At 72.2% G+C, this 21,754-nt stretch carries 20 protein-coding genes and 2 pseudogenes; 12 read left to right on the forward strand and 10 right to left on the reverse strand.

Annotated elements, in window-relative coordinates:
- The first annotated feature begins 380 nt into the window (after window positions 1-380).
- From ABD287_RS09225 to ABD287_RS09235, 3 genes are all read left to right on the forward strand, one after another.
- Window positions 381-2,141 carry an alpha/beta fold hydrolase gene (locus ABD287_RS09225; RefSeq protein ID WP_344171227.1) on the forward strand — a complete coding sequence of 587 codons (1,761 nt, stop codon included), beginning with the start codon at window positions 381-383 and terminating at the stop codon, window positions 2,139-2,141.
- A gap of 85 nt (window positions 2,142-2,226) precedes the next feature.
- Window positions 2,227-4,008, forward strand: coding sequence for an alpha/beta hydrolase (locus ABD287_RS09230; protein WP_344171229.1), 1,782 nt, complete (start codon window positions 2,227-2,229; stop codon window positions 4,006-4,008).
- An 89-nt stretch (window positions 4,009-4,097) separates the two neighbouring features.
- Window positions 4,098-4,472 (forward strand): NADH-quinone oxidoreductase subunit A, encoded by a 375-nt coding sequence (locus ABD287_RS09235; protein WP_344171231.1) that lies wholly within the window; start codon window positions 4,098-4,100, stop codon window positions 4,470-4,472.
- A 13-nt stretch (window positions 4,473-4,485) separates the two neighbouring features.
- On the opposite strand, the gene folP is transcribed toward ABD287_RS09235, so the two are convergent.
- Window positions 4,486-5,355: a dihydropteroate synthase gene (gene folP / locus ABD287_RS09240; RefSeq protein ID WP_344171233.1), complete on the reverse strand. Its 870-nt coding sequence runs from the start codon at window positions 5,353-5,355 to the stop codon at window positions 4,486-4,488.
- A 69-nt stretch (window positions 5,356-5,424) separates the two neighbouring features.
- On the opposite strand from folP, the pseudogene ABD287_RS18530 reads away from it, so the two are divergent.
- From ABD287_RS18530 to ABD287_RS09255, 3 genes and pseudogenes are all read left to right on the forward strand, one after another.
- A pseudogene (locus tag ABD287_RS18530) lies at window positions 5,425-6,006 on the forward strand (DivIVA domain-containing protein); the annotation flags it as partial.
- Window positions 6,007-6,188: 182 nt separating this feature from the next.
- Window positions 6,189-6,671: an SRPBCC family protein gene (locus tag ABD287_RS09250; protein WP_344171235.1), complete on the forward strand. Its 483-nt coding sequence runs from the start codon at window positions 6,189-6,191 to the stop codon at window positions 6,669-6,671.
- 57 nt (window positions 6,672-6,728) lie between these two features.
- Window positions 6,729-6,923, forward strand: a pseudogene (locus tag ABD287_RS09255) (hypothetical protein); the annotation flags it as partial.
- A gap of 113 nt (window positions 6,924-7,036) precedes the next feature.
- Here ABD287_RS09255 and ABD287_RS09260 read toward each other — a convergent pair.
- Together ABD287_RS09260 and ABD287_RS09265 are read right to left on the reverse strand one after the other, a co-directional pair.
- Window positions 7,037-7,828, reverse strand: coding sequence for an enoyl-CoA hydratase-related protein (locus tag ABD287_RS09260; protein ID WP_344171237.1), 792 nt, complete (start codon window positions 7,826-7,828; stop codon window positions 7,037-7,039).
- A gap of 2 nt (window positions 7,829-7,830) precedes the next feature.
- Window positions 7,831-8,625 carry a PaaX family transcriptional regulator gene (locus tag ABD287_RS09265; protein ID WP_344171239.1) on the reverse strand — a complete coding sequence of 265 codons (795 nt, stop codon included), beginning with the start codon at window positions 8,623-8,625 and terminating at the stop codon, window positions 7,831-7,833.
- A 174-nt stretch (window positions 8,626-8,799) separates the two neighbouring features.
- Between ABD287_RS09265 and ABD287_RS09270 the strand changes: the two genes are divergently transcribed.
- Together ABD287_RS09270 and ABD287_RS09275 are read left to right on the forward strand one after the other, a co-directional pair.
- Window positions 8,800-8,967 (forward strand): DUF3117 domain-containing protein, encoded by a 168-nt coding sequence (locus tag ABD287_RS09270; RefSeq protein ID WP_344171241.1) that lies wholly within the window; start codon window positions 8,800-8,802, stop codon window positions 8,965-8,967.
- A 149-nt stretch (window positions 8,968-9,116) separates the two neighbouring features.
- A complete protein-coding gene (locus ABD287_RS09275) occupies window positions 9,117-10,571 on the forward strand; it encodes a leucyl aminopeptidase family protein (protein WP_425565562.1) in 1,455 nt (484 codons plus the stop codon).
- 55 nt (window positions 10,572-10,626) lie between these two features.
- Here ABD287_RS09275 and ABD287_RS09280 read toward each other — a convergent pair whose 3' ends face one another.
- Window positions 10,627-11,235: an O-methyltransferase gene (locus tag ABD287_RS09280; protein WP_344171243.1), complete on the reverse strand. Its 609-nt coding sequence runs from the start codon at window positions 11,233-11,235 to the stop codon at window positions 10,627-10,629.
- 135 nt (window positions 11,236-11,370) lie between these two features.
- Between ABD287_RS09280 and ABD287_RS09285 the strand changes: the two genes are divergently transcribed.
- Together ABD287_RS09285 and ABD287_RS09290 are read left to right on the forward strand one after the other, a co-directional pair.
- Window positions 11,371-12,603, forward strand: a complete 1,233-nt coding sequence (locus ABD287_RS09285) for a S1C family serine protease (RefSeq protein WP_425565563.1) — start codon at window positions 11,371-11,373, stop codon at window positions 12,601-12,603.
- A gap of 46 nt (window positions 12,604-12,649) precedes the next feature.
- Complete coding sequence (locus ABD287_RS09290; protein ID WP_344171246.1) at window positions 12,650-13,108, forward strand: twin-arginine translocase TatA/TatE family subunit; 459 nt, start codon at window positions 12,650-12,652, stop codon at window positions 13,106-13,108.
- 54 nt (window positions 13,109-13,162) lie between these two features.
- On the opposite strand, the gene ABD287_RS09295 is transcribed toward ABD287_RS09290, so the two are convergent.
- Genes ABD287_RS09295 through ABD287_RS09305 form a run of 3 tightly spaced genes read right to left on the reverse strand, consistent with a single transcriptional unit; the run spans window position 13,163 to window position 16,154 of the window.
- Window positions 13,163-14,311 carry an Mrp/NBP35 family ATP-binding protein gene (locus tag ABD287_RS09295; RefSeq protein ID WP_344171248.1) on the reverse strand — a complete coding sequence of 383 codons (1,149 nt, stop codon included), beginning with the start codon at window positions 14,309-14,311 and terminating at the stop codon, window positions 13,163-13,165.
- Between the two features lie 36 nt (window positions 14,312-14,347).
- Entirely contained in the window at window positions 14,348-14,869 is a 522-nt protein-coding gene (locus ABD287_RS09300; RefSeq protein WP_344171250.1) for a DUF1003 domain-containing protein, read from the reverse strand.
- Window positions 14,862-16,154 (reverse strand): magnesium transporter MgtE N-terminal domain-containing protein, encoded by a 1,293-nt coding sequence (locus ABD287_RS09305; protein ID WP_344171252.1) that lies wholly within the window; start codon window positions 16,152-16,154, stop codon window positions 14,862-14,864. Before ABD287_RS09305 ends, ABD287_RS09300 begins: the two co-directional genes overlap by 8 nt.
- Window positions 16,155-16,200: 46 nt before the next feature.
- Between ABD287_RS09305 and ABD287_RS09310 the strand changes: the two genes are divergently transcribed.
- Together ABD287_RS09310 and ABD287_RS09315 are read left to right on the forward strand one after the other, a co-directional pair.
- Window positions 16,201-17,079, forward strand: coding sequence for a PhzF family phenazine biosynthesis protein (locus tag ABD287_RS09310; protein ID WP_344171254.1), 879 nt, complete (start codon window positions 16,201-16,203; stop codon window positions 17,077-17,079).
- A 115-nt stretch (window positions 17,080-17,194) separates the two neighbouring features.
- On the forward strand, window positions 17,195-19,654 hold the full coding sequence (locus ABD287_RS09315; protein WP_344171256.1) for a hybrid sensor histidine kinase/response regulator: 2,460 nt from the start codon (window positions 17,195-17,197) through the stop codon (window positions 19,652-19,654).
- Here ABD287_RS09315 and ABD287_RS09320 read toward each other — a convergent pair.
- From ABD287_RS09320 to ABD287_RS09330, 3 genes are all read right to left on the reverse strand, one after another.
- Entirely contained in the window at window positions 19,631-20,158 is a 528-nt protein-coding gene (locus ABD287_RS09320) for a hypothetical protein (protein ID WP_344171258.1), read from the reverse strand. The genes ABD287_RS09315 and ABD287_RS09320 overlap by 24 nt on opposite strands.
- Before the next feature lie 38 nt (window positions 20,159-20,196).
- Window positions 20,197-20,904 carry an HAD family hydrolase gene (locus ABD287_RS09325; protein ID WP_344171260.1) on the reverse strand — a complete coding sequence of 236 codons (708 nt, stop codon included), beginning with the start codon at window positions 20,902-20,904 and terminating at the stop codon, window positions 20,197-20,199.
- Between the two features lie 133 nt (window positions 20,905-21,037).
- Window positions 21,038-21,697 (reverse strand): DUF4190 domain-containing protein, encoded by a 660-nt coding sequence (locus tag ABD287_RS09330; RefSeq protein WP_344171262.1) that lies wholly within the window; start codon window positions 21,695-21,697, stop codon window positions 21,038-21,040.
- Window positions 21,698-21,754 lie beyond the last annotated feature (57 nt).

Here is a 21,754-nt window from a genome sequence, read left to right on the forward strand (position 1 = left end):
GTGGGGTGGCGGCTACGGGGTGGGTGGGGCGTGGGGCCGCCGAAGAGAACTGGGCCACATCGACGACGCCGGAGCCGCCCCTTCGGGTAGAAAGCGGCACTTTCGTCACTTCGGGTGCCATTCACGCCGAGCTGCCACCCGGTGGCGTGGTGTGGTCGCGCTCTGGCGCTCGGTCAGAAGGGGAGACCTGCGCCACATCGACCAGACACTATGGTTGGTTGATGGCGTTTGGTGTGGAGATTTATGACCTTCTCTGCATTCCAGCGCCCGACTGGTGGGGTTCTACGGGCCCCCACGGGTGCGCGACGGTGATAGAGATATGGCGGCGCGACGGAAATCCGCGCGCTTCAGCACGTTCACCCCCACCGAAAGGCCAGTGCATGTCGCTGATTGCCCGATCTCTGCGTGTCGGCATCGCAGGAACTGTCGCCATTGGTCTGTTGACCACCGGCGCCGCCGCCTACTCCGCCCCCGGCGCAGCCCGCCACTCGTCCGCCCCCGAACAGGTCAAGGTGGACAAGGTCCCCACCCCGAGGCTGTCCTGGTACGACTGCGAGGACTTCCAGTCCTCGCCGATCATCCCGCAGTGCGCCACGGTGAAGGTCCCCCTCGACTACGACGACCCGACCGGGCCCACCACCGAGCTGGCGGTCCTACGGCTCAAGGCCACCGGAAGCCCGGCCCAGCGCAAGGGCACCCTGTTCGTGAACCCGGGCGGTCCGGGCGGGGCGGGCACCATGTTGGCCGCGATCGCCCCCGCCTTCCTCAGCCCGAAGGTCCTCCAGAGCTTCGACGTCGTCGGCATCGACCCGCGTGGCGTCAACTTCAGCGACCAGGTCCGCTGCTACTCCTCGCCGGGTGAGCAGCGTGCCGCCTTCGACGGCTTCAAGGAGCCGTTCCCGATAAGTCCGGCCGAGACAAGCGCGTTCTTCGCCAGCTCCCGCAGTCTCGGCAAGGCGTGCGACACCACCGGGGCCCCGCTCACCCGGAAGGTCTCCACCGCCGAGGTCGCCCGCGACATGGACCTGATGCGCCGGGCCGTCGGTGACGAGAAGCTTACCTATCTGGGCTTCAGCTACGGTACGGCGCTCGGCCAGTACTACGGCAACATGTTCCCGGACCGCGTGCGCGCCATCGTCAACGACGGCGTCCTCAACCCGGTCAACTGGGTCGGCGACCCGGCCAGGCCCAGCGAGCTGGACTCCCGGATCCGTTCCGGCCTGGGCGCGGTCAAGGCGCTCAACGAGATCATGAAGCGTTGCAAGGACGCCAAGAAGAAGTGCGTCCTCGGCGCCACCGCGCAGGCCAAATGGGACCGCGTCATGACCGACCTCAAGAAGAAGCCGGTCGTCATCGACGACGGAGGCGAAAAGCTCACCGTCACCTACGCCATGGCCGTCGGGACCGTGTTGGGCGCGATGTACGACCCGGCCGGCTGGGAAGCCGTGATCGACATCACCAACCTGCTGTACAAGGCCGTCACCAAGAAGACCGCCGATGTCGACCGGTCCGCCCTGCGGCAGCGATTCGCGCCGAAGCGGGCCGGCATGGCGGGCTTCCCCTACAACAACGGCCTTGAGTCCGGCCTCTCGGTCGTCTGCAGCGACACCACGAACCTGCCGCGACTGGAGGACTACCCGGCCGAGGCGCAGCTGGCCGACAAGCGGGCGCCCAACTTCGGTCCGGCGTGGATGTGGTACAGCGCCCCGTGCGCCCAGTCGACCTGGACCGCCCAGGACGACGACGCCTACCGCGGCCCGTTCAACGTCAGGACCGCGTCCCCGATGATGTTCGTCGGCAACACCTACGACCCGGCCACCTACTACTGGGAGGCCCTCGACTCGGCCGCCCTCAGCCCGGGCGCCTACCTGGTCAAGAGCCAGAGCTGGGGTCACACCGCCTACGGATCGTCGGCCTGCGTGACCGGCAGGGTCGACGCCTACCTCCTCGCGCTGACGGAACCGGCGGCCAAGGCCTGCCTCGGCGACGTCCAGCCGTTCGTGACCAACTCCTCCTCGGCCGGCGCCCGCGCCACCGTGGCGGGCCCGCTCACCCCGGAGACGGTCGTGCGCATCCTCAAGAGCCGGAAGCAGATCATGCCGCCGGTCGCCAACCCGTGGCTGGCCAACGCCGGTCGCTGATCGGCCGCTGAACACCATCGAGTAGCGGTGGCGGCGGCTCCAGCCGCCGCCACCGTCCTTGTCCACACCACCAGGGGGAGCACAGATGTCGCCGATCGCACGGCTCGGGACCATGGCACTGGCCGGGGTCCTCGGCGTGGGTCTCGTCGGTGTCCAGTCCGAGCAAGCCGCCGCGCGGGCCTGGGCCGCCGGCGCCGGCGCGACACTGGGCCGATCCGTCGCCTCGGACGTGACGTCGCCCGAGGAGGCCCTCCGCGTCGACCGGGTGCCGACGCCGGTCCCGGCCTGGGCCACGTGTCATGGCGGCCGTCTCGACTGTGCCAAGGTCACATTGCCGCTGGACTACAACTCTCCGAACGGCGCCACGGTCACCATCGCGCTGGCCCGCCTGCGGGCGACGGCGCCGGCCGGGAAACGCTCCCCCAGCCTGTTCGTGAACCCAGGCGGTCCGGGCGGGTCCGGAATCGCGCTGGTGGCGCGGCCGACCACCTTCGCCAGCGCCGCGCTGCGCGCGACCTTCGACATCGTCGGGTTCGACCCGCGCGGCGTCGGCGCCAGCCAGGCCGTCCGCTGCCACGCCACGAACAACGACCAGGCCAAGACCCGGGCGAAGTCGGCGTTCCCGTTTCCGGTCACCAAGGCGCAGGAGCAGCGGCATGTCGCCTATTCCGGCCTGCTCGCCAAGAACTGCTCCGGCGCCGGCCGCCTCCTCGCCGGCGCGATGTCGACCGCGCAGGTCGCGCGCGATCTCGAACTGCTCCGCCGCGCGGTCGGCGACGACAAGCTCAACTATCTCGGATTCAGCTACGGCTCGGTGCTCGGCCAGCAGTACGCCAATCTCTTTCCCGACCGGGTCCGCACCATGGTCATCGATGGTGTGGTGGACGCCCGCCAGTGGGCCGGGACGAATGACCGGCCGATGTTCGACCGCATCCGGTCGGGCGAGGCCACCGCGCGAGGCCTCGCTGAGCTGCTCAAGCGCTGCGCCGCGGCCGGGAAGGAACGGTGCCCGTTCGCCGCGGCGGGCGCCCCGGCATCGAGTTTCGAGACGATCACCAAACGGCTCACGGCGGAACCGCTGAAGGTTCCCACCGGCAAGGCCACGTCACTCACCTACCGGTACAACGAGCACATCGCGTTGACCACCGCGGCCCTCTACGACGATCCGGTGCTGGCCACCACCCTTGCCGCCGAGGTATGGACGGCCACCAGCCCCTCGGCGTCGGCCGCTGCCAAGAAGAAGGCCCTGGCCGCGATCGGCAAACTGGCGGGCAGTCTGGGCTTCGGCGTGGCCAGGACCGCGGCGGCGGCGTCGTACGACAACACCGAGGAAGCCCAGCTCGGCGTCATGTGCTCCGACGGTCGGCATGCCGCCAAGGCGACGGCGTGGCCGGCCCTGGCCGCCGCGGCCGACAAGGGCGCTCGGCATTTCGGACGAATGTGGTCCTGGATGGACAGCCCGTGCGCGACGAGCGTCTGGAAGGCCAAGGACGAGGACGCCTACCGGGGTCCGTTCGACCGGGTGACGGCCGGCCCGGTGCTGGTGGTCGGGAACACCTGGGATCCGGTGACCCATCCCGCCAACGCGGTCGCCATCGCCACGCTGCTGCCCAACAGTCGCATGTTGGGCAGTGACAGCTGGGGCCACACCGCCTACGGCACGTCCCGCTGCGTCACCCGCGCCATCGACCACTACCTTGTCACCGGCGCCACCGACACCGTGCCACGTCCGGACGCGCTCCCGCCGCCCGGCCTGGTCTGTATGGGCGACCGCCAGCCCTACGCCTCACCGACCCTCTTCGACCCGCCCGGTGGCCACCGGCCCGCGCTGCCCGCCCCGTTGCCGCTCATGGCGGTCCGTGGCTGAGCTGCTACCGGCTGAGCGGCCCGTGGCTGAGTCGTCCGCTGTTCAGGCGTCGTCCCAGGGCGCGTGGTTGCGCGTAATAGGCTGCGGCGGTGAGCTATCTCGGCACCTACGCGACGCTCGGGCTGGCGCTGCTCGTCGGGACGGTCCTGTTCCTGGCGGCCTTTGGCCTCAACCGGCTGTTACGGCCGGCCCGGCCGGCGACCTCGCCTGGGCGCTTCGAGCCGTACGAGTGCGGTCTGGACGCGGCGCCGGGCCCGTGGGCGCAGACCCGCATCAGGTACTACGTCTACGCGTACCTGTATGTCCTGTTCGCGGTCGAGAGCGTCTTCCTGTTCCCCTGGGCGGTCGTGTTCGCCCGCCCGGAGTTCGGCGCGACCGCGGTCGTCGAGATGGCGATCTTCGTCGCGGTGCTGGCGCTGGGTCTGCTGTACGCCTGGCGCAAGAAGGTCCTGCGCTGGGAGTAGCCCGGCGAGCCGCTCAGGCCAGCCCTCGTCGGGACACCGCCGGCGGACGGTCGCCGCGTACCGCAGACACCAGATCCAACGCCTGACGGGTCTGCCGCACCTCGTGCGCCCGGAAGACCCGGGCGCCCAGCCAGGCCGACAACGCGGTGGCCGCCAGCGTTCCGGTGACCCGCTCGTCCACCGGCAGGTCCAACGTCTCGCCGATGAAGTCCTTGTTCGACAGCGCCACCAGCACCGGCCACCCGGTAGCCGTCAGCTCGCCGAGCCGGCGGGTGATCGCCAACGAGTGCCGGGTGTTCTTGCCGAAGTCGTGCGCCGGGTCGATGAGGATGCCGTCGCGCCGCGCGCCAAGGCCCACCGCCCGGTCCGCCAGGGCCGTCACGGTCGTCAGCACGTCGGACACGACGTCGGTGAACGCTGCCCGGTGCGGCCTGGTCCGCGGCTGCAGTCCGCCGGCGTGTGAGCACACCAGCCCGGCCCCGGTGTCCGCAGCGACCTGCGCCAGCTCCGGGTCCGCACCGGCCCAGGTGTCGTTGAGCAGGTCGGCGCCGGCCGCCACGGCCTCCCGCGCCACCTCGGCCCGCCAGGTGTCGATGGAGATGACGATGTCGGCGAAGCGTTGTCGGACCGCGGCCACCGTGGCGACCGTCCGGCGGATCTCCTCAGTTGTGTCGACCGCGGCGCCGGGCCCCGCCTTGACTCCGCCGATATCGATGATGTCAGCGCCGTCGGCGACGGCCGTGTCGACGGCGCGCAGCGCGGCGTCGGCGGCGAAGGTGGCGCCCCGGTCGTAGAACGAGTCGGGGGTGCGATTGATGATCGCCATCACCACGAGATCGGTCGGCTGGAACACTCGGACGCCCAGTCGCAGCGGCTGCCCCATTCGATCTTCTCCTCATTCGGGTGGGTGGCGCGGTCGCCCCGAGCGCGCGGGCGTGCCACGATCAGGCGCATGGGTCAGTATCTGCTCGGGCTCGTGGCCGCGTTGACGGTGGGGGCGATCGTGTTCGCGGTCGCGGCGCTGGTCTCCGGTTCCGACCCCGGTCTCGACGAGGTGGAACCGGACGGTCGGTCATTGCCGCTGCCCACCGACCGTCCCCTGGTGGAGGCGGACGTGTCACGGGTGAGGTTCGACACCGGCGCCCGGGGTTACCGGATGGCGCAGGTCGATGCCGCGTTGGCACGGGCCGCCTATGACATCGGGTACAAGAACGAGCTGGTAGCGGTTCTTGAGGCGGAGGTGACGGCGTTGCGCGCCGGACGCGCCGACGAGGCGGACGCGCTGCGGACGGCCCGCGAGGCCGCCGAGGCCGCCGCGTCCGGTCCGCCCTCGGACTCGACGCAGCCGGCGGCGCCGGACCGGCCCGCCGACGCGCCCGGGGGCGCCGAGGCAGATGTCGCTGCGCCCACCCAACCCGACGGGCCGTCCGATGCCGGCCCCGCCGGCGCCGAGTCTGAGCTTGTCCCGCCCGCGGCCGCGCCGGCTGTCGCGCCGTCCGGGAACGCCGACATCGCCGTGTCCGGACCGCCCGGGGAGCCCGACGTCGCCGTGTCCAACCCGCCTTCGGACGGGACCGCGCGGCCGACACCGGCGACCGCGCAACCAGACCTGGCGACAGCGGCCCCGACCCCGTCGACCCCGCGGCCGTCCCAGGCAGGGGAGCGGGCGGTTGACCCGGCCCCGCGGCAGTCTGACGACCGCGCGAAGGACCGCACATGAGCGGGGACCTGACCGAGGTTTCCCGTCCCGGCTCCGGCGAGGTGACCGCGACGATGATCGTGCGCGCCCCCGCCGCCCGGGTCTATGACGCGTTCGTGGCCTGGGAGCGGCAGTCCGAGTGGATTCCGTTCACCAAGGTACGGCTGACCTCAGGCGACGGCGGCGAGGGCAGCGTCGTGGAGGCGGTCACCGCCATCGGTCCGGCGGTGTTGCGGGACGAGATGCGCGTTCTGCGACTTGATCCGCCGTACGAGGTGCGGGTGGTCCACTTCGGGCGGCTCCTTCGCGGTCCCGGGGTGATGCGCTGTACCCCGATGACCGGCGACCGGACCCAGGTCGTGTGGCACGAGTGGTTCCACCTGCCCGGCGGCGCCGCGGGTCGGGCGATGTGGCCGCTGGTGTGGCCAGGCTCGAAGCTGGCCCTGAAGCAGGCGCTGAAGCGGTTCGCCCGGCTGGTGGAGGCCGGTCGTCTGCCCTGACGCGGCCGCACGGGCGGCCATGGGACATGGTGTGATGGGCCGATGAAGGCAATGGGAACCTGGCTGGTCAGCATCGATCTGCCGATCGAGGCGGCGAGCCCGGGCGAGGCCGTAGACCAGTTCTGGACATACGTGCGCGAGCTGGGCCCGTCCGAGCTTCCGGTCTTCGTGGCCCCCACCGACGACGAGCTGGCCATGCTCGCGTACGTCCAGGGTGAACAGGTCAACCTCGACCCTGAGGAGGCTCCCTGATCAGCCTCGCCCCGCGCGTCGGGTGTTGACCACGACCTGTGCGCGTGAAGCGTCAGATTCATGCGCACAAGCCATGATCACTACGCGGTTGGCGGGGCCGGGTGGGCCGGGCGTCAGCGGCCGTCGAAGACGGGCTTGCGTTTGTTGACGAACGCGTCGGTGGCGCTGCGGTGGTCGGCGGTGGCGCCGCAGATCGCCTGGGCCTGGGCTTCGGCGGCGAGCGCGTCCGACAGGGTCCCGGCGTCGCCGACGGCGAGCTGGCGCTTGATCGCCCCGTACGCCACCGTGGGGCCGCTGGCCAGCCGGGCGGCGAACTCCTGGGCGGTCGGCAGCACGTCGGCGTCGTCGCCGACGACGCGGGTGAGCAGTCCCAGCCCCAACGCCTGCTCGGCCCGGACCGGCTCGGCGAGCATGAGCAGCTCGATCGCCTTGGCGTGGCCGACCAGCCGTGGCAGCGACCAGGAGATCCCGGTGTCGCCGGCCAGGCCGACGTTCGCGAACGCCATGAGCAGGCTGGTCTTGGGTCCGCCGATGCGGAAGTCCGCCAGCAGCGCCAGCGAGGCCCCGGCGCCGGCGGCTGTGCCGTTGACGGCGGCCACCACGGGCTTGGGCAGGTTCGCCAGCTCCTGGGCGATCGGGTTGTAGTGCGCCCGGACGGTCGCCAGCGGGTCGGTGTCCCCGGCGGCCAGGGTGTCGGCGTGTTCCCGGAGGTCCTGGCCGACGCAGAAGGCCCGTCCGGCGCCGGTGAGCACCACCGCCCGGATCGACCTGTCGGCGGCGATCCGACCCAGGGTCTCGCGCAGCGCGACCTTGAGCGCGACGTCGAGGGAGTTGAGCGAGTCGGGCCGGTTGAGCGTCAGCGTGCCGACGCCGTCGGAGCACTCCAGCAGCAGGGGCTCGGTCACAGTCACCATCCTTGGGAGGGAGTCAGACACCGGTCAACGTACCGGTCCGCCGCCGGTCGTAGCTGCGCGGCGTGGTGTCCGAAGAACGTCGCGGCCGCCACACCTGCCCAGTCGGCGGGCAGCAGGGTCGGTGGCAGGGCGGGGTCGCGGAACAGGAACGAACGCCAGGCGTGGACGAGCTGGAACCGGGCCGCGTAGGCGTCGACGTCGTCGTCGCCGAGGTCGGTGACGACCGGGGTCAGCTCCTGTTGGAAGTCCCGGTAGGCGGCGGAGAGGGCGGGCAGGTCCCACGCGCGGTCGACGAGTCGGGCGGCGGCGCGGGCGCCCTGGGCGTGCCGTGCGGTGAGTCGGTCGTGCCGGAGGCCGCTCTCGGCGAGGACGGCGTCGACGCCTTCCCCGGGGCGGGCCGCGACCCAGGTGAGGTCGCTGAGGGCGCCGTAGCCGAGGAAGGCGAGCTGGGCGGCGAGGCGCCGCCGTTCGGTACGGGCCAGCGGCGGGGCGACGATGACGAGATCGAATTGTCCGTTCCAGCTGACTGCGTTCGTTCGGTAGATCCGCGCGGCGGCGTCGTCGAGCCGGCGCGCGGCCCGGTCGGAGAGCGCGTACCCGGGTCCGGCGCTGAGCCGGACCGGTCGTAGCCACCCCTGGCGGGCCATGCGGGAGATGGCGGTACGCACCGCGGGACCGGTGATGCCGAGGGGTTGAAGGAGGCGGACCAGCGCGGCGACCGGGGCACGCCCGCCGCGCGGGCGCAGGTGATCTCCGTACAGGTCGAACAGCGCCGACCGTGCCTGCATGACCGCACATTGTGACACCCGTTACCGGGATATGCTAGAAGGTGTCACAACATCGGCTCGCCGGTTTGGGTGTACGGGGCGCCATCAGGGAAAATCAGTGACCGGCGCGAGGGACTGGGCGGCCAGCCCCCTCGATGAGTCTGAATTCCCGATGTTTTTGCGAGGGGAGACAACATGGCGGCGATGAAGCCGCGGACGGGCGACGGTCCGCTGGAGGTCACCAAGGAGGGCCGGGGCATCGTCATGCGGGTGCCGCTGGAAGGCGGAGGCCGGCTCGTGGTCGAGATGACCCCGGACGAGGCGACCGCGCTGGGTGAGGCGTTGAGGTCCGCAGTCGGCTAAGGCGACCCACCCGCGCGCGTCGACCGGGCTGTTGGTCCCGATGCGCCCGCATTCCGTGTTGGATGCGTGATACTCGCCGGCATGGGGTTCACCACCCATGTCGGCGAGCTTGTATGCCCGGGCCCGGTCCGTTCCAGGAAAGGTAACGCGTGCTCACCATCCGTCTTGCGCCCCGGCGGGCCGTCTCAGGAGTGCTGGCGTTGCCAGTGGCCGGGAGCGGATCGACCGACCTGGCCCGACCACGCGACGACGTCGCGCTGCTTCCCGAGGACGCTGCTGCCGAGGCCGCCGCGCTGGTGGACGACGCCGACAACCCCGGTCGTGCCGGGGCGACGCAGATCCTGCCGCGCCCGCTGCGCCGCCCCGAGCGCCTGCTGCTTGTCGGCGTCGGGGCGGGCGATGAGGCTGGCTGGCGGGCGGCCGGCGCGGCGCTCGCCCGGCAGTCCGAGTCCACGGCGCGCACGGTCGCCCTGCCGCCCGACTGCGACCCGTCGGTGGTCCGGGGGCTGGCCGAGGGGTTGTGGCTGGCGTCCTACCAGTTCGTGGCCGGCGGGCGGCGCCGACGGCGCGGCGCGATCACCGTCGCGGTCGATGGGCACGAACGGTATGCCGACGCGCTTACCCAGGCCAAGGCCACAGTGGAGGCCAGCTGCCTGGCCCGTGACCTGACCAACACCCCTTCGTCACGCAAGAATCCGGCCTGGTTCGCCCAGCAGGTTCAGCAAGCGGCGACCAGCCGCCCGGAGTTGAGCGTCACGGTGCGTGGGCCCCGGGAACTGGCGGCGGAGGGCTTCGGCGGCATCCTCGCCGTCGGCGGCGGCTCGGCGACGCCGCCCCGGTTCGTAGAGTTGAGCTACCGTCCGCGCGGCGCGCGGACCCACGTCGTCCTGGTCGGCAAGGGCATCACCTTCGACACCGGCGGCATCTCGATCAAGACGCTCGACGGCATGAAGCTCATGCGCAAGGACATGGGCGGCGCAGCCGCGGTCGCCGCCGCGACGATCGGCGCCGCCGACCTAGGGTTCAGGACCAGGATCACCACGTTGATCCCGTTGGCGGAGAACGCCGTCAGTGGCGGATCGTTCCGCCCCGGCGACATCATCCGGCACTACGACGGCGCCACCAGTGAGATCACCAACACCGACGCCGAGGGGCGATTGGTGCTGGCGGACGCGCTCGGCTACGCCGTCAGGCGGCTCCGCCCCGATGTTTTGGTCAATCTGGCGACTCTCACCGGCGCCAACGCGGTGGCGCTCGGCAAGCGGACCGCAGCGATGTACAGCGACAACGACACGCTTGCCGGGGCGTTCGCGGACGCGGCCGCCGCCGCCGGGGAACGGGTCTGGCGGATGCCGCTGCCGGAGGACTACGTCGCGTACCTGGCCAGCGACCTGGCCGATCTGTACAGCGCGCCGACCCAGGGCGCCGGGTCCGTCGTCGCGGCGCTGTACCTGCGCGAGTTCACCGGGGACCTGCGCGACCGTTGGCTGCACCTGGACATGTCCGCGCCGTCGTGGTCCGACCGGCCGGTCGACGAGTTGGCCAAGGGCGCCACCGGCTGGGGCGTGCGGACCCTTCTGCGCTGGTTGGCAACCGTCGACTGACGGTCCACGCTGACCCCCAAAGCGGCAGCCACGGTGAGCGGGGCCACGCCCGGGCTCAGCGGCGGATGGCGGTGAGCAGCCCGTCGCCGACCGGCAGTAGCGCGGACACCCAGATGTCCGATTCGCGGACGTTCTTGGTGAGTTCCCGACGCGCCACAGTGTCCTGGTCGCGGGCGGCCGGGTCGGCGATCCGGCCGCCGGTGAGCACCCCGTGGACGGCGACGACGCCGCCGGCCCGCAGCAGCCGCCCGGCGGCGCCCACACAGTCGCCGGCCTCGGTGGGGTCCGCGTCGACCAGCACCAGGTCGTACGCGCCATCTGCCAGCCTGGGCAGCACGTCCAACGCCCGCCCGGCGATGACCCGGGTCCGGGAGGCGCTGAAGCCAGCCTGCTGGAACAGCCGTCGGGCGATGCGCTGGTGTTCGGCCTCGACATCGATCGTGGTGAGCACTCCGTCGGGGCGCATGCCACGCAGCAGCCACAGCCCGGAGACGCCCGCGCCGGTGCCGATCTCGACGACGGCCTTGGCGTTGCTGGCCGCCGCCATCAGCCGCAGCGCCGACCCGGCGGCCGGGCTCACGGAGCCCACACCGACCTCATCGGCGAGAAGACGGGCGGTTTGTGCCACCGCGTCCTCTGTGGCGTAGGCCTCGACGAATTGCACGAGCTGAGCCTAGTGCCCAGCGGGTGAGGGCTGTCGCGGCCGGTGGCGGCGCCCCTTTCGGCGCGGTCCGCCAACTGCCGCCGGTCCGTGTCACGATGGAACGGCGCGGCATCGGTGGCTGGCGCGTCAGGAGGCATGGTGACCCAGGTCGGCGACGGGTCTCGGCCCGCCGTGGAGCGCTCCGGCGTGCCCGAGCTGTGGTGGTCGGACGCGCCCAATGACCCGTGGCGCGATCCCTGGTCGCCCGCAGCGGTGCTGGCGCCGGCGCTGGCGTCGGCGCCAGCGTTGGAGCCGGCGCCGGACCCGGACCGGCCGCGGCGTCCGCTCGCCGCCGGCGCCATGGTCGCGCTCGTCGCCGCGGTGGCGGCGCTGGCCGGAGGGGTCGGTGGGGTGATCGGTTTCGCCGCGGCCCGCGAGGGCGCGGGGCCACAGCTGGGAGAGGTGACGCCGGTGGCCGCCGAGCGGCCGCCGGGAAGCTCCGCCGCGCTGGTGCGCGCGGTGTTGCCGAGCGTTGTCACGATCCAGGTCGACGAGGCCGGCGCGACGAGCGTCGGTTCGGGTTTCGTCGTCAGCGGGGACGGCCACGTCATCACCAACGAGCATGTGTTGACGGACGCGGGGCGCGAGGTGGCGGTGATGTTCGCCGACGGTCGCAGGTCGTCCGCGGCCATCGTCGGTCGGGACCCGGAGTCTGATCTGGCGGTTCTCAAGGTGCGGCAGCCGGTTGGCCTGCGTCCGGTGCGCTTCGGCGACTCGGACCGGTTGGCGGTCGGGGACCCGGTCTTCGCGTTCGGCTCCCCGTTGGCGCTGCGGAACACGGTGACCTCGGGCATCGTCAGCGCGCTCGACCGTCCGTTGCAGACCGGCGGGTCCGGGGAGCAGGTCCGGTACTACGCGGCGATCCAGACCGATGCGGCGGTGAACCAGGGCAATTCGGGCGGCCCACTGGTGGACGGGGCTGGCCGGGTCGTCGGGGTCAACTCCGTCATTCAGTCGTTGGGTGGCAGACGGGAGGAGGCCGGCAATATCGGATTGGCATTTGCGATACCGGTCAACCAGGCTCAACGCGTTACCAAAGAGATTATTGCGACAGGGCGGGCACATCGGACTGTCTTCGGCGCGAGCGTCGGCGCCGACGAGTCCGGCGGCGTCCGGCTGTCGGCGGTGCCGTCCGGTGGTCCAGCCGCCGTCGCCGGCCTTCGCGCCGGCGACGTGGTGAGCGCGCTGGATGGTCAGGTGTTGGCCGAGGCAGTGGACCTCATCGCGTTGGTGCGCAGGCGGGCGCCAGGCTCGGTGGTGTCGGTGGCGTATCAGCGTGGCGGCGATCGTCGCATGGCCTCGGTGACCCTTACCGCTGACGCAAAGTGACCGTAGGCTGGGCGGCGACCATGAATGAGGCAGCGGGAGTGCGACAGTGTTCGACAACCTGAACATGTGGGAGCTGGGCGCGCTGTTCCTGCTGGCGTTCCTCATCTTCGGCGACCGCCTGCCAAAGGTGATCGCGGACGGGCTGCGGATGCTGCGCAACCTGCGTTCGATGGCTAACGACGCCACCGGCGACCTTCGCCAGCAGTTGGGCACCGACATCCAGCTTGAGGACCTCAACCCGAAGGCGTTGCTGCGCAAACACGTCCTGAGCGAGGCCGACGAGGAGGCACTGCGTCGGCCGCTGCGCGGCCTCTACGACGAGGTGCGCGCCGATGTCGGCGGCGTCCGCGACGACGTCGAACACGTCCGCTCCGGCCTGCGTAGCGGGAGCGGCGGCGTGGGCACACCCGCGGCGTCGGCGGAGACCGGACCGGCCGAGATCCCGCCGACGGAGGTCAGTCCACCGCCCGTCGCTCCCCGTGGCGCCGACTACGACGCGACCTGATCGTCGTCCGCCCCTTCCGCGGGAGCGGCGGCAGCCGCTGGGTCGCGGGCAGGCTCAGGCGGGGCTGAGGCCCAGCGAACGACCGACCAGCGACTCGCGTCGGACGGCCAGCCGCGTGGCCACCGCATCCAACGCCAGCGCTGCCGGGGCCTGTGGGTCGGCGAGCACGATCGGCACCCCGTTGTCGCCGGACTCCCGCACCCGGGTGTCGAGCGGGATCTGCCCGAGCAGCGGCACCGGCGCGCCGATCACCCTGGTCAGCGAGTCCGCGACGGTCTGCCCGCCGCCCGCTCCGAAGATCTCCATCCGGGAGCCGTCGGGCAGCTCCAGCCAGGACATGTTCTCCACGACGCCGACGATCCGCTGGTGGGTCTGGAGCGCGATCGCGCCGGCCCGCTCGGCGACCTCGGCGGCGGCGGTCTGCGGAGTGGTGACGACGAGGATCTCGGCGTTGGGGAGCAGCTGCGCCAGCGAGATCGCGATGTCGCCGGTGCCGGGCGGGAGGTCCAGCAGCAGCACGTCCAGCTCGCCCCAGTAGACGTCGGCGAGAAACTGCTGCAACGCCCGGTGCAGCATCGGCCCGCGCCAGACGACGGCGGCGTTTCCCGGGGTGAACATCCCGATCGAGATGACCTTCACCCCGTGCGCCTGCGGCGGCATGATCATTTCCTCGACGCGGGTCGGCCGGGCCTCGGTGCCCAGCATCCGCGGCACCGAGAAGCCGTAGATGTCGGCGTCAACGACCCCGACGGACAGGCCCTTGGCCGCCAGCGACGCGGCCAGGTTGACGGTCACGCTCGACTTGCCGACGCCACCCTTGCCCGAGGCCACCGCGTAGACGCGGGTCCGGGAGCCAGGCTGGGCGAACGGAATCACCGGCTCCTCGCCGGCCGCGCCGCCGGCGCCGCCGCGCAGCCGGGTCTGCAACTCCTGGCGCTGCTGCGGACTCATCACGCCGAAGTCCACGGCGACCGAGCTGACGCCAGCCACCGCGGACACCGCGGCGGTGATGTCGCCGCGCAGCGTGTCCTTCAGCGGACAACCGGCGACGGTCAGCAGCAGCTCCACCCGTACCGCGCCGTCGTCGACGGTGACCGCCTTGACCATGCCCAGATCGGTGATCGGACGCTTGATCTCGGGGTCGTCGACGGTGGCCAGGGCCTCATGGATCGCCTGGTCAAGAACGCTGGTGGGGGCTGCCATGCCGCTCATGCTACGTCGGCGCGTCGGCCCCGCCGATCAGGGCGTCCCGGACGGCGACGCGGGCCGCTGCTCCCGGTCGTGGCGGCGTCGGGCGGCGTCGTCCAGCTCCTCGGCCAGCCGGCCCAGCTCGGACCGGACGAAGTCACGGGTGGAGACTTCGCCCAGCGCGATCCGCAGCGAGGCGATCTCCCTGGCGAGGTACTCGGTGTCGGCCTTCTGCATGGCCGCCCGTCGCCGGTCCTCCTCCATCGTCAGCCGGTCCCGGTCGGCCTGGCGGTTCTGCGCGAGCAGGATCAGCGGCGCCGCGTAGGAGGCCTGCAACGACAGCGCCAGGGTGAGCAGCCAGGTCTCCTCGTCGAAGCGCAGGTCCTCGGGGCCGAGCTTGTTCCAGGCCAGCCACATCGCCACGAAGACCGTCATGTAGACCAGGAAGCGGGCGGTGCCCATGAACCTGGCGATGCCCTCCGACCACCGGCCGAAGGCTTCCGGGTCGAATTTCGGCAGGCTGATCCGGCCAGGCTCGCGCGGCTGGTCCAGCCGCTGCCGACCCTCAGCCATCGCCGCTGCCCACAGCCATCGTCATCTCGGCGCCGCTGCCAGCGCCGGAACTTGCCCGGTCGCGCCAGTCGCGGGGGAGCAGGTGGTCGAGCAGGTCGTCGACGGTGACCGCCCCGACGAGCCGGTCGGTGGCGTCCACGACCGGCATGGCGACGAGGTCGTAGGTGGCCATCCTGCGGGTGATCTCCGGCAGCGGGGTCGCGGCGTCAAGCGGGTCGATGTCGTTGTCGATGACCCCGCCTAGCAGGCCGGACGGCGGCTCCCGGAGCAGTTTCTGGAAGTGGACGACGCCCAGGAAACGGCCGGTCGGGGTGGCCATCGGGGAGCGGGTGACGAACACCTGCGCCGCGACCGCCGGGGACAGCTGGGGCTCCCGGATCCGGGCCAGCGCCTCGGCGACCGTCGCGTCCGGCGGCATGACGATCGGCTCGGACGTCATCACCGAGCCGGCGGTGCCGGGCAGGTAGTGCAGGAGGGCGCGGACCGGGCTGGCCTCGTCGGGCTCCATGAGGTCCAGCAGCACCTCCTGTTCCACCTTGGGCAGCTCGGCGAGCAGGTCGGCGGCGTCGTCCGGGTCCATCTCCTCGAGCACGTCGGCGGCCCGTTCCCGGTCCAGCGCGGCCAGGATCTCCACCTGGTCGTGTTCGGGCAGCTCCTCCAGCACGTCGGCGAGGCGCTCGTCGTCCAGGGCCGCCGCGACCTCGTTGCGGCGGCTGGCGGGCAGGTCCTGGAGGACGTTGGCCAGGTCGGCGGGTCGCATCTGGTCGAGGACCGCGAGCAGGCTCGCCGTGCCCTGGGCGTCGGGGAGGCCGAGCAGTCCGCTGACCTCGCGCCATTCGAGCTGCTGGAGGTGGCCGCGGCGGGTCAGCCGGCCGGTGATCTCCCGGACGGCCACCCGGTGCAGCGTCCACTCGCCGACCCGGCTGGCCTCCATCGCCACGTCGACGACGGTCGCGGCCTGCCCGGAGCTGGTGATGGTGACCCGACGGTCGAGCAGGTCTTCGATGACCAGCAGCTCGTCCGGGCGCTTGGAGAAGCGGCGCAGGTTGAGGGTGCCGGTGTGCAGCACCACCGAATCGGCGTCCAGGGAGGTGATCCGGCCGATCGGCAGGAAGATCCGCCGGCGCATCGGCATCTCGGCCACGAGGCCGACGACCTGTGGCGGGCGTCCGCCGACCCGCATCCGGGCCACCGTGTCCCGGACCCGGCCGACCAGGTCGCCGTTGGGGTCGAAGACGGGCAGCCCGGCCAGCCGGGCCACGTAGATCTTCGAGGCGGTCGTCACCGGCCCAGCCTAGTGGTCGCCCTCGGATGCTCTAGCGTTGAAGCCCATGTCCCGACTTGCGTACGACATCGTCGATGTCTTCACCGATCGTCCGTTCACCGGAAACCCGCTTGCGGTGGTCTTCGGCGGCGATGACCTCGACAGCGCCCAGATGCTCACGCTGGCGCGCGAGTTTCACCTGTCCGAGACGGTCTTCCTGCTCCCGACGACGGCGCCCGGCGCCGGCTACCGGGCCAGGATCTTCACACCGGCCGCCGAGCTTCCGTTCGCCGGCCACCCGAGCATCGGCGCGGCGGTGGTGGCCGTCGCCCATGGCCTGTGTCAGCCGGACGCCGTCAATGTCGTCATCCAGGAGTGCGGGATCGGCCTGCTGCCGATCGAGGTGTCCGACACCTCCGCCAGGGTCACCGGCGGCCAGCCCCGGGTGGGCCCGCCGCTCGACCCGGCGCCGCTGCTGGCCATGCTCGGGCTGCCCGAATCGGCGTTGGCGGGACCGCCGCCGCGGCTTGCCGGCTGCGGTCTCGACTTCGTCTACCTGGCTGTCGCGCCCGACGCGGTGGCGGCCGCCGAGATGAACACGGCGCAGGCCCGCCAGCACGGGGCGCCTGAGCTGAGCGTCTTCAGCTGGGATGTCGCCCGGCAGACCGCGCACGCCCGCGTGTTCTGCCCTGGCGCCGGGGTGCCGGAGGACCCGGCCACCGGCTCCGCCGCCCTCGGCCTGGGCGCCTACCTGGTGGCCGCGGGGCTGTTGCCGGAGGACGGGGAGTCCCGTTACCTGGTGCGGCAGGGAGCGGAGCTGCGTCGGCCCTCTCTGCTCGACGCCACCATCACCGCGCGCGACGGCGCCGCCACCGTGGCGACGGTCGCCGGCGGCGTTGTTCCGATCGCCAGCGGGCACATCGCCACACCGCCGTTCGTCGGGTGATCACCAGAGCGTCTGGGTACCGTGGCGGTACCTGCCCGATTCGTGCCCACGGCGGGTCGCCGACGTCCCGGGTCGCCGGCATCAGGGACGGTGCGGGCGCGGTGGCAGGTGACGTGTGAGCAGCGATGTTCTCCTGGTGTTCGCGGCTCTCTTCGCCGCGACCGTCTTCGGTCACGCGCTCCGGACCTACCTACGCACCCGTGACCCGATGCACCGGCTGTTGGCCCTCATCTTCGCGCCGACGGCGGCGTTCGCGGTGGTCCTCGCGCTGAGACTGGCCGGCTTCGCCCCGCCGTCGGTGGTCGGCGGGGCGCTGACCGCGATGTACCTGTTCCGGCCGTACTTCACCCTCCGCCTGGCCGGCGCCGTGCGTCCGGGCCCGCGCTGGCGGGCGCATGCCGCGTTGGCGGTCGCCGTCGCTCTCGCGGGACCGGCCCTGCTGCTGCCGCGTCCGTACCCGCCGTGGTTCGGCCTGATGCTCACGCTCAACGTCGTGCTGGTGGAGGCGTTGGCGGCTCGGGCGTTCCTGGCCGAGAGCAGGCGCCGCACCGGCACGTCGGCGGTGCGGCTCCAGCTGGCCGCCTGGGCCAGCTACCTCACCGCCGGCATCACGATAGCCGCCGCGTCCGGCCGTGCGGCGGGGTGGACCGTGGACGACCGCTACACCACGCTGGCGGCGCTCCGGCCGGCCGGTGAGCTGGTCGTGGCCCTGTACGCGTTGCTCATGCTCCTCGCCTCGGTCGGGTACCTGCTGGCGTTCGTCCCCCCGCTGGCGGTGCGGCGGATCTGGTCGGCCAACGCGATCCACGCTGTCGGCGCCCGGGTCCTGGACGCCTCGGCGACGGAATCGCCCGAGCACGTCTGGCAGCGGTATGTCGACGTTGTACGCGACATGACCAGCGCCGACGGCGTCACCCTGGTGCTGTCCGATCCGTCGGGCCGGCTCCTCCACGCCGCGTGCGCCGGCGGCATCGACTGCGACGGCCCCGGCGACGGGCGGGTCGTGGACCTGGTCGCGCTCATGGACGAGCACCAGCCGGTCGACCTCGGCTCCCGGGGGGCGCGCCGGCTTCCGCTGGCCGCCCACTATGCCGAGCGGGTCGGGCCGGCGCTGCTCACCGCGACCCGCCTGCCGGCCAGCCTGGGCCCAGGGGCGCTGCTGGTCGCCAATCGCCATCGGAGCCTGTTCGGCGAGGACGATGTCCGGTTGCTGGCGGATCTCGCGCCGCAGGCCAAGGTGCTCGCCGACCGCAGCGCGGTGCTGGCCGCCCGGGAGAGGGCGCTCGACGAGCGCGGACAGGCCCTGACCGAGCAGCGGCGGCTGGCCGAGGAACTGGCGGCGTCCGTTCATGCCCTCACCGCCGCCAACAATGCCAAGAGCGACTTCCTCGCGGCGATGAGCCACGAGCTGCGCACACCCCTGAACGCGATCATCGGCTTCTCCGACCTGCTCAAGTCGGAGCTGGCCGGTGACACCACCCACGGCCAGTGGGTGGGCCACATCTACAGCAGCGGCCGGCATCTGCTGGTCCTCATCAACGAGCTGCTCGACATCGCCAAGGTAGAGTCCGGCCGTTTCGATCTGGATCGGCGCTGGACGCCGCTGGACCAGGCCGTCACCGAGCTGGTGACCGCGATGCGTCCGCTGTTCGACCAACGTCGGTTGACGGTCGAAGTGCGGGTGCCGGCCCTGCGGGCATTGGTGGACCCGTTGCGGTTCCGCCAGATTCTGGAAAACCTGCTGTCCAATGCGGTCAAGTGCACCGGAGCGGGCGGCGCGGTCACCGTCGAGGCCGAGGCGCTCGGCATCGACCTCAAAGTCCGGGTGATCGACACCGGGGTAGGGATCGCGCCGGCCGACCTCGACCGGGTCTTTGACGAGTTCACCCAGGTCGGGGACCATTCGCGCCGCTGCGGCGGCACTGGCCTGGGGTTGGCGCTGGTCCGGCGGATCGCGCGGGCCCACGGCGGAGACATCACAGTGCGGTCTGTCGTGGGCGAGGGCGCCACCTTCACCGTCGTCCTACCGGGCGTCTTCGACCACACCGCCCCGGACGGCGACGCCACCGACGGCGACGGCGGCCGGCCGCCGATGCCTCCGGTCCTGGTCCAGGAGCAGGTGGACGTGGCCGGGGTGGCCAGCTCCGCGACCGCCCGGGGCCGGATTCTCGTCGTCGACGACGACCCACGCGCCGCCGAGGTCGTCTCCACCCAACTGCACGCCGGCGGCTACCAGGTCTTCCTCGCCGACACCGGGGAAGGCGGCCTCGAGGCGGCGCTGGGTATCCGGCCCGATGCCGCCTTGCTCGACGTTCAGCTGCCCGGGATCAGCGGATGGGAGACGCTGCGTCGGTGGCGCGCGGACCCGGGCCTGGCCGCGGTGCCCGTGGTCATGCTGACGGTCAGCGACGAGATCCACATCGGGGTGGAGCTTGGCGCGTCCGACCATCTCGTCAAGCCGGTCAGTCAGGAGCGTCTGCTGGAGGTCATCGACCGGCTGGTGGCCCGGCCCGCCCCGCCGCGTGACCTGGCCGAGTCATCGCCGGCACGGTCAGGCGCCGCGGACCCGGTGTAACCGGAACGGCTTACGGGTGGGCCGCGCGGCCGGCGTGGGTCGGGGCGCCTCGCTCCCGGACCCACGCGGCAGCTCGGCGCCGGTGGCCGCGGCGCCGGTCGGGCTGAGCCGGAAGATTGCGCATTCCCGAGCCCAGCGGCCGACCAGCTGGTCGGCCGGGCCGCTGACGTTGAGTCGCTTGGCTGCCAGCTGCGGCGCCGCCACGGCCCACCCGGGGTCGTCGGGACCGATCCGCGACGCCGACGCCGTCCAGGTGACGATCTGACCCCCGTGGTCGCCTCGCAGCGTCACCTGGGCCGCGACGCCGTCGGCGAGGCCGGGCAGTCGCTGCTCGCCAGGCCCGCAGACGACATGCAGCACGCCGTCGACGCCCAGGCACCAGGCCGCGGTGGCCGGCGCCCCCGCCACCGTGATCCACGCGATCGACGCCTTCCGCAGCGCCTCCTCGACCACCGCGGTGGCGTCCGGTCGGGCCTGCTGATGCGGCTGGGTGGGCTCGGTCATCAGATCATTCTGCCACCGATCGGGCCGGCCCCGGCAGCTCAGGCAGGCGCCGGCAGCCGCGCGGCGCCCGACGCCATCGGCAGCACCTCGGACAGGGCGTTCACCGACGGCCCGTCGAACTGCTCGTCGGCGTCGAAGACCAGATGCCCGGCCAGGTCGGGCGCCGTGAGCCGGACCGCCCGCATACCCACCGCCGCCGCTCCGGTGAGCTCCCGACTGCCGCCGTCGCCGACGTAGAGGCATTCCTGCGGCCGCACGCCAAGGCGACGGCACGCGGTCAGGTACATCTCCGGGTCGGGTTTGCAGCAGCCGACCTCGACCGAGAAGATCCCGGCGTCCAGCAGACGCGCGATCGGCAGCGACGGCAGGAACGCCGGCAGCTCGTGCCCGCAGTCGCTGACGACCGCGGTGCGTAGCCCGCCCGACCGCAGCGCGAGCAGCGTCGGCAACGCGTCGGGCCGTAGCCGGGTGTCCGCGGCGACGGCGCCGATCCGGGCCGCCGCGGCCCGCCGCAGCCGGGCCGCGGCGGGGCGGACGCCCTGCTCGGAGCAGAGCCAACGCAGCGACGTGACCGCGTCGCCCCGGGCCCCGCTGGCCCGCTCCCGGAACGACCGGTCGAGCGTCGTCCGCATGGTTGACGGGTCGCAGCCGAGGGCGCGGGCGATCCGGTCGTGGCGTGGTCCACGCTGGATGGCCTGAGTGAGGGTGCCGAAGAAGTCGAACAGCACCGCCCGGATTGCGGGCATGGTGGATCAGCCTCCGAAGTCGGAAAGGCGGGCAGCGGTCGCATGAGGAAACCACGTCGGCATCCAATGTGCGCGCTGAGGCCCCGTCGGAGGGTTGCCCGGCGGCCCGGGACGGTATCAGGCCGCCCCTGGCTCAGCCGTCAGCTCCGAACACCGCGAACATCGCGTCGTAGTCGCCGCTGTACGTCGAGCCGCCACTGCTCGTGCTCGACACGACGAGGAGGCCGATGATCGCGAGCGTCGCCAGGACGCCGAGCGCGGCGGCGATCCAGCCCACGATGATGGCCGCCTTGGCCACGCCGGCGCCGTCCTCGCCGCGTTCCTGGATCTGTCGACTGGAGACGTGGCCGAGAATCGCTCCGACGGCGCCGAGGAGCCCGCCGACGCCGGAGCAGCTCAGCGCTATCACGCCGGTCGCCGAGACGATGAGCGCCGCGATGGCCATGCTGTTGTTCGGGCGTGGTGGATATTGCGGCAGGTACCCGTACGGGGCGGCCCCACCGGGGTAGCCGGGCGGGCCGTACGGCGACGGCTGGCCGTATGGAGCGGACGGCTGAGCGTACGGCGACGGCTGGCCGTACGGGCCCTGCGGCGGGTGGCTCGGGTCGGCGTACGGACCTTGTTGGGCGTACGGGTCTGGCACGGCCGGACCGGCCGAGGCGGAGTCGCCCGGGGCCGGCATGGAGGCGTCCGGGTAGGCGGCCGTCGGCGGCCATGGCGGCGACGCTGGCGGGCCAGGCAACGCCCCGGGCTCCGGCTGGTCCCACCCCGTGGGCTTGTCGGGCTGGCTCATCGCGTAGGTCTCCGATCGGGAGGAATGTCGGCAAGCCTAGTCAACGGGTGGCTGATG

The organism is Pilimelia columellifera subsp. columellifera, assembly GCF_039532605.1.
Taxonomy (GTDB): domain Bacteria; phylum Actinomycetota; class Actinomycetes; order Mycobacteriales; family Micromonosporaceae; genus Pilimelia; species Pilimelia columellifera.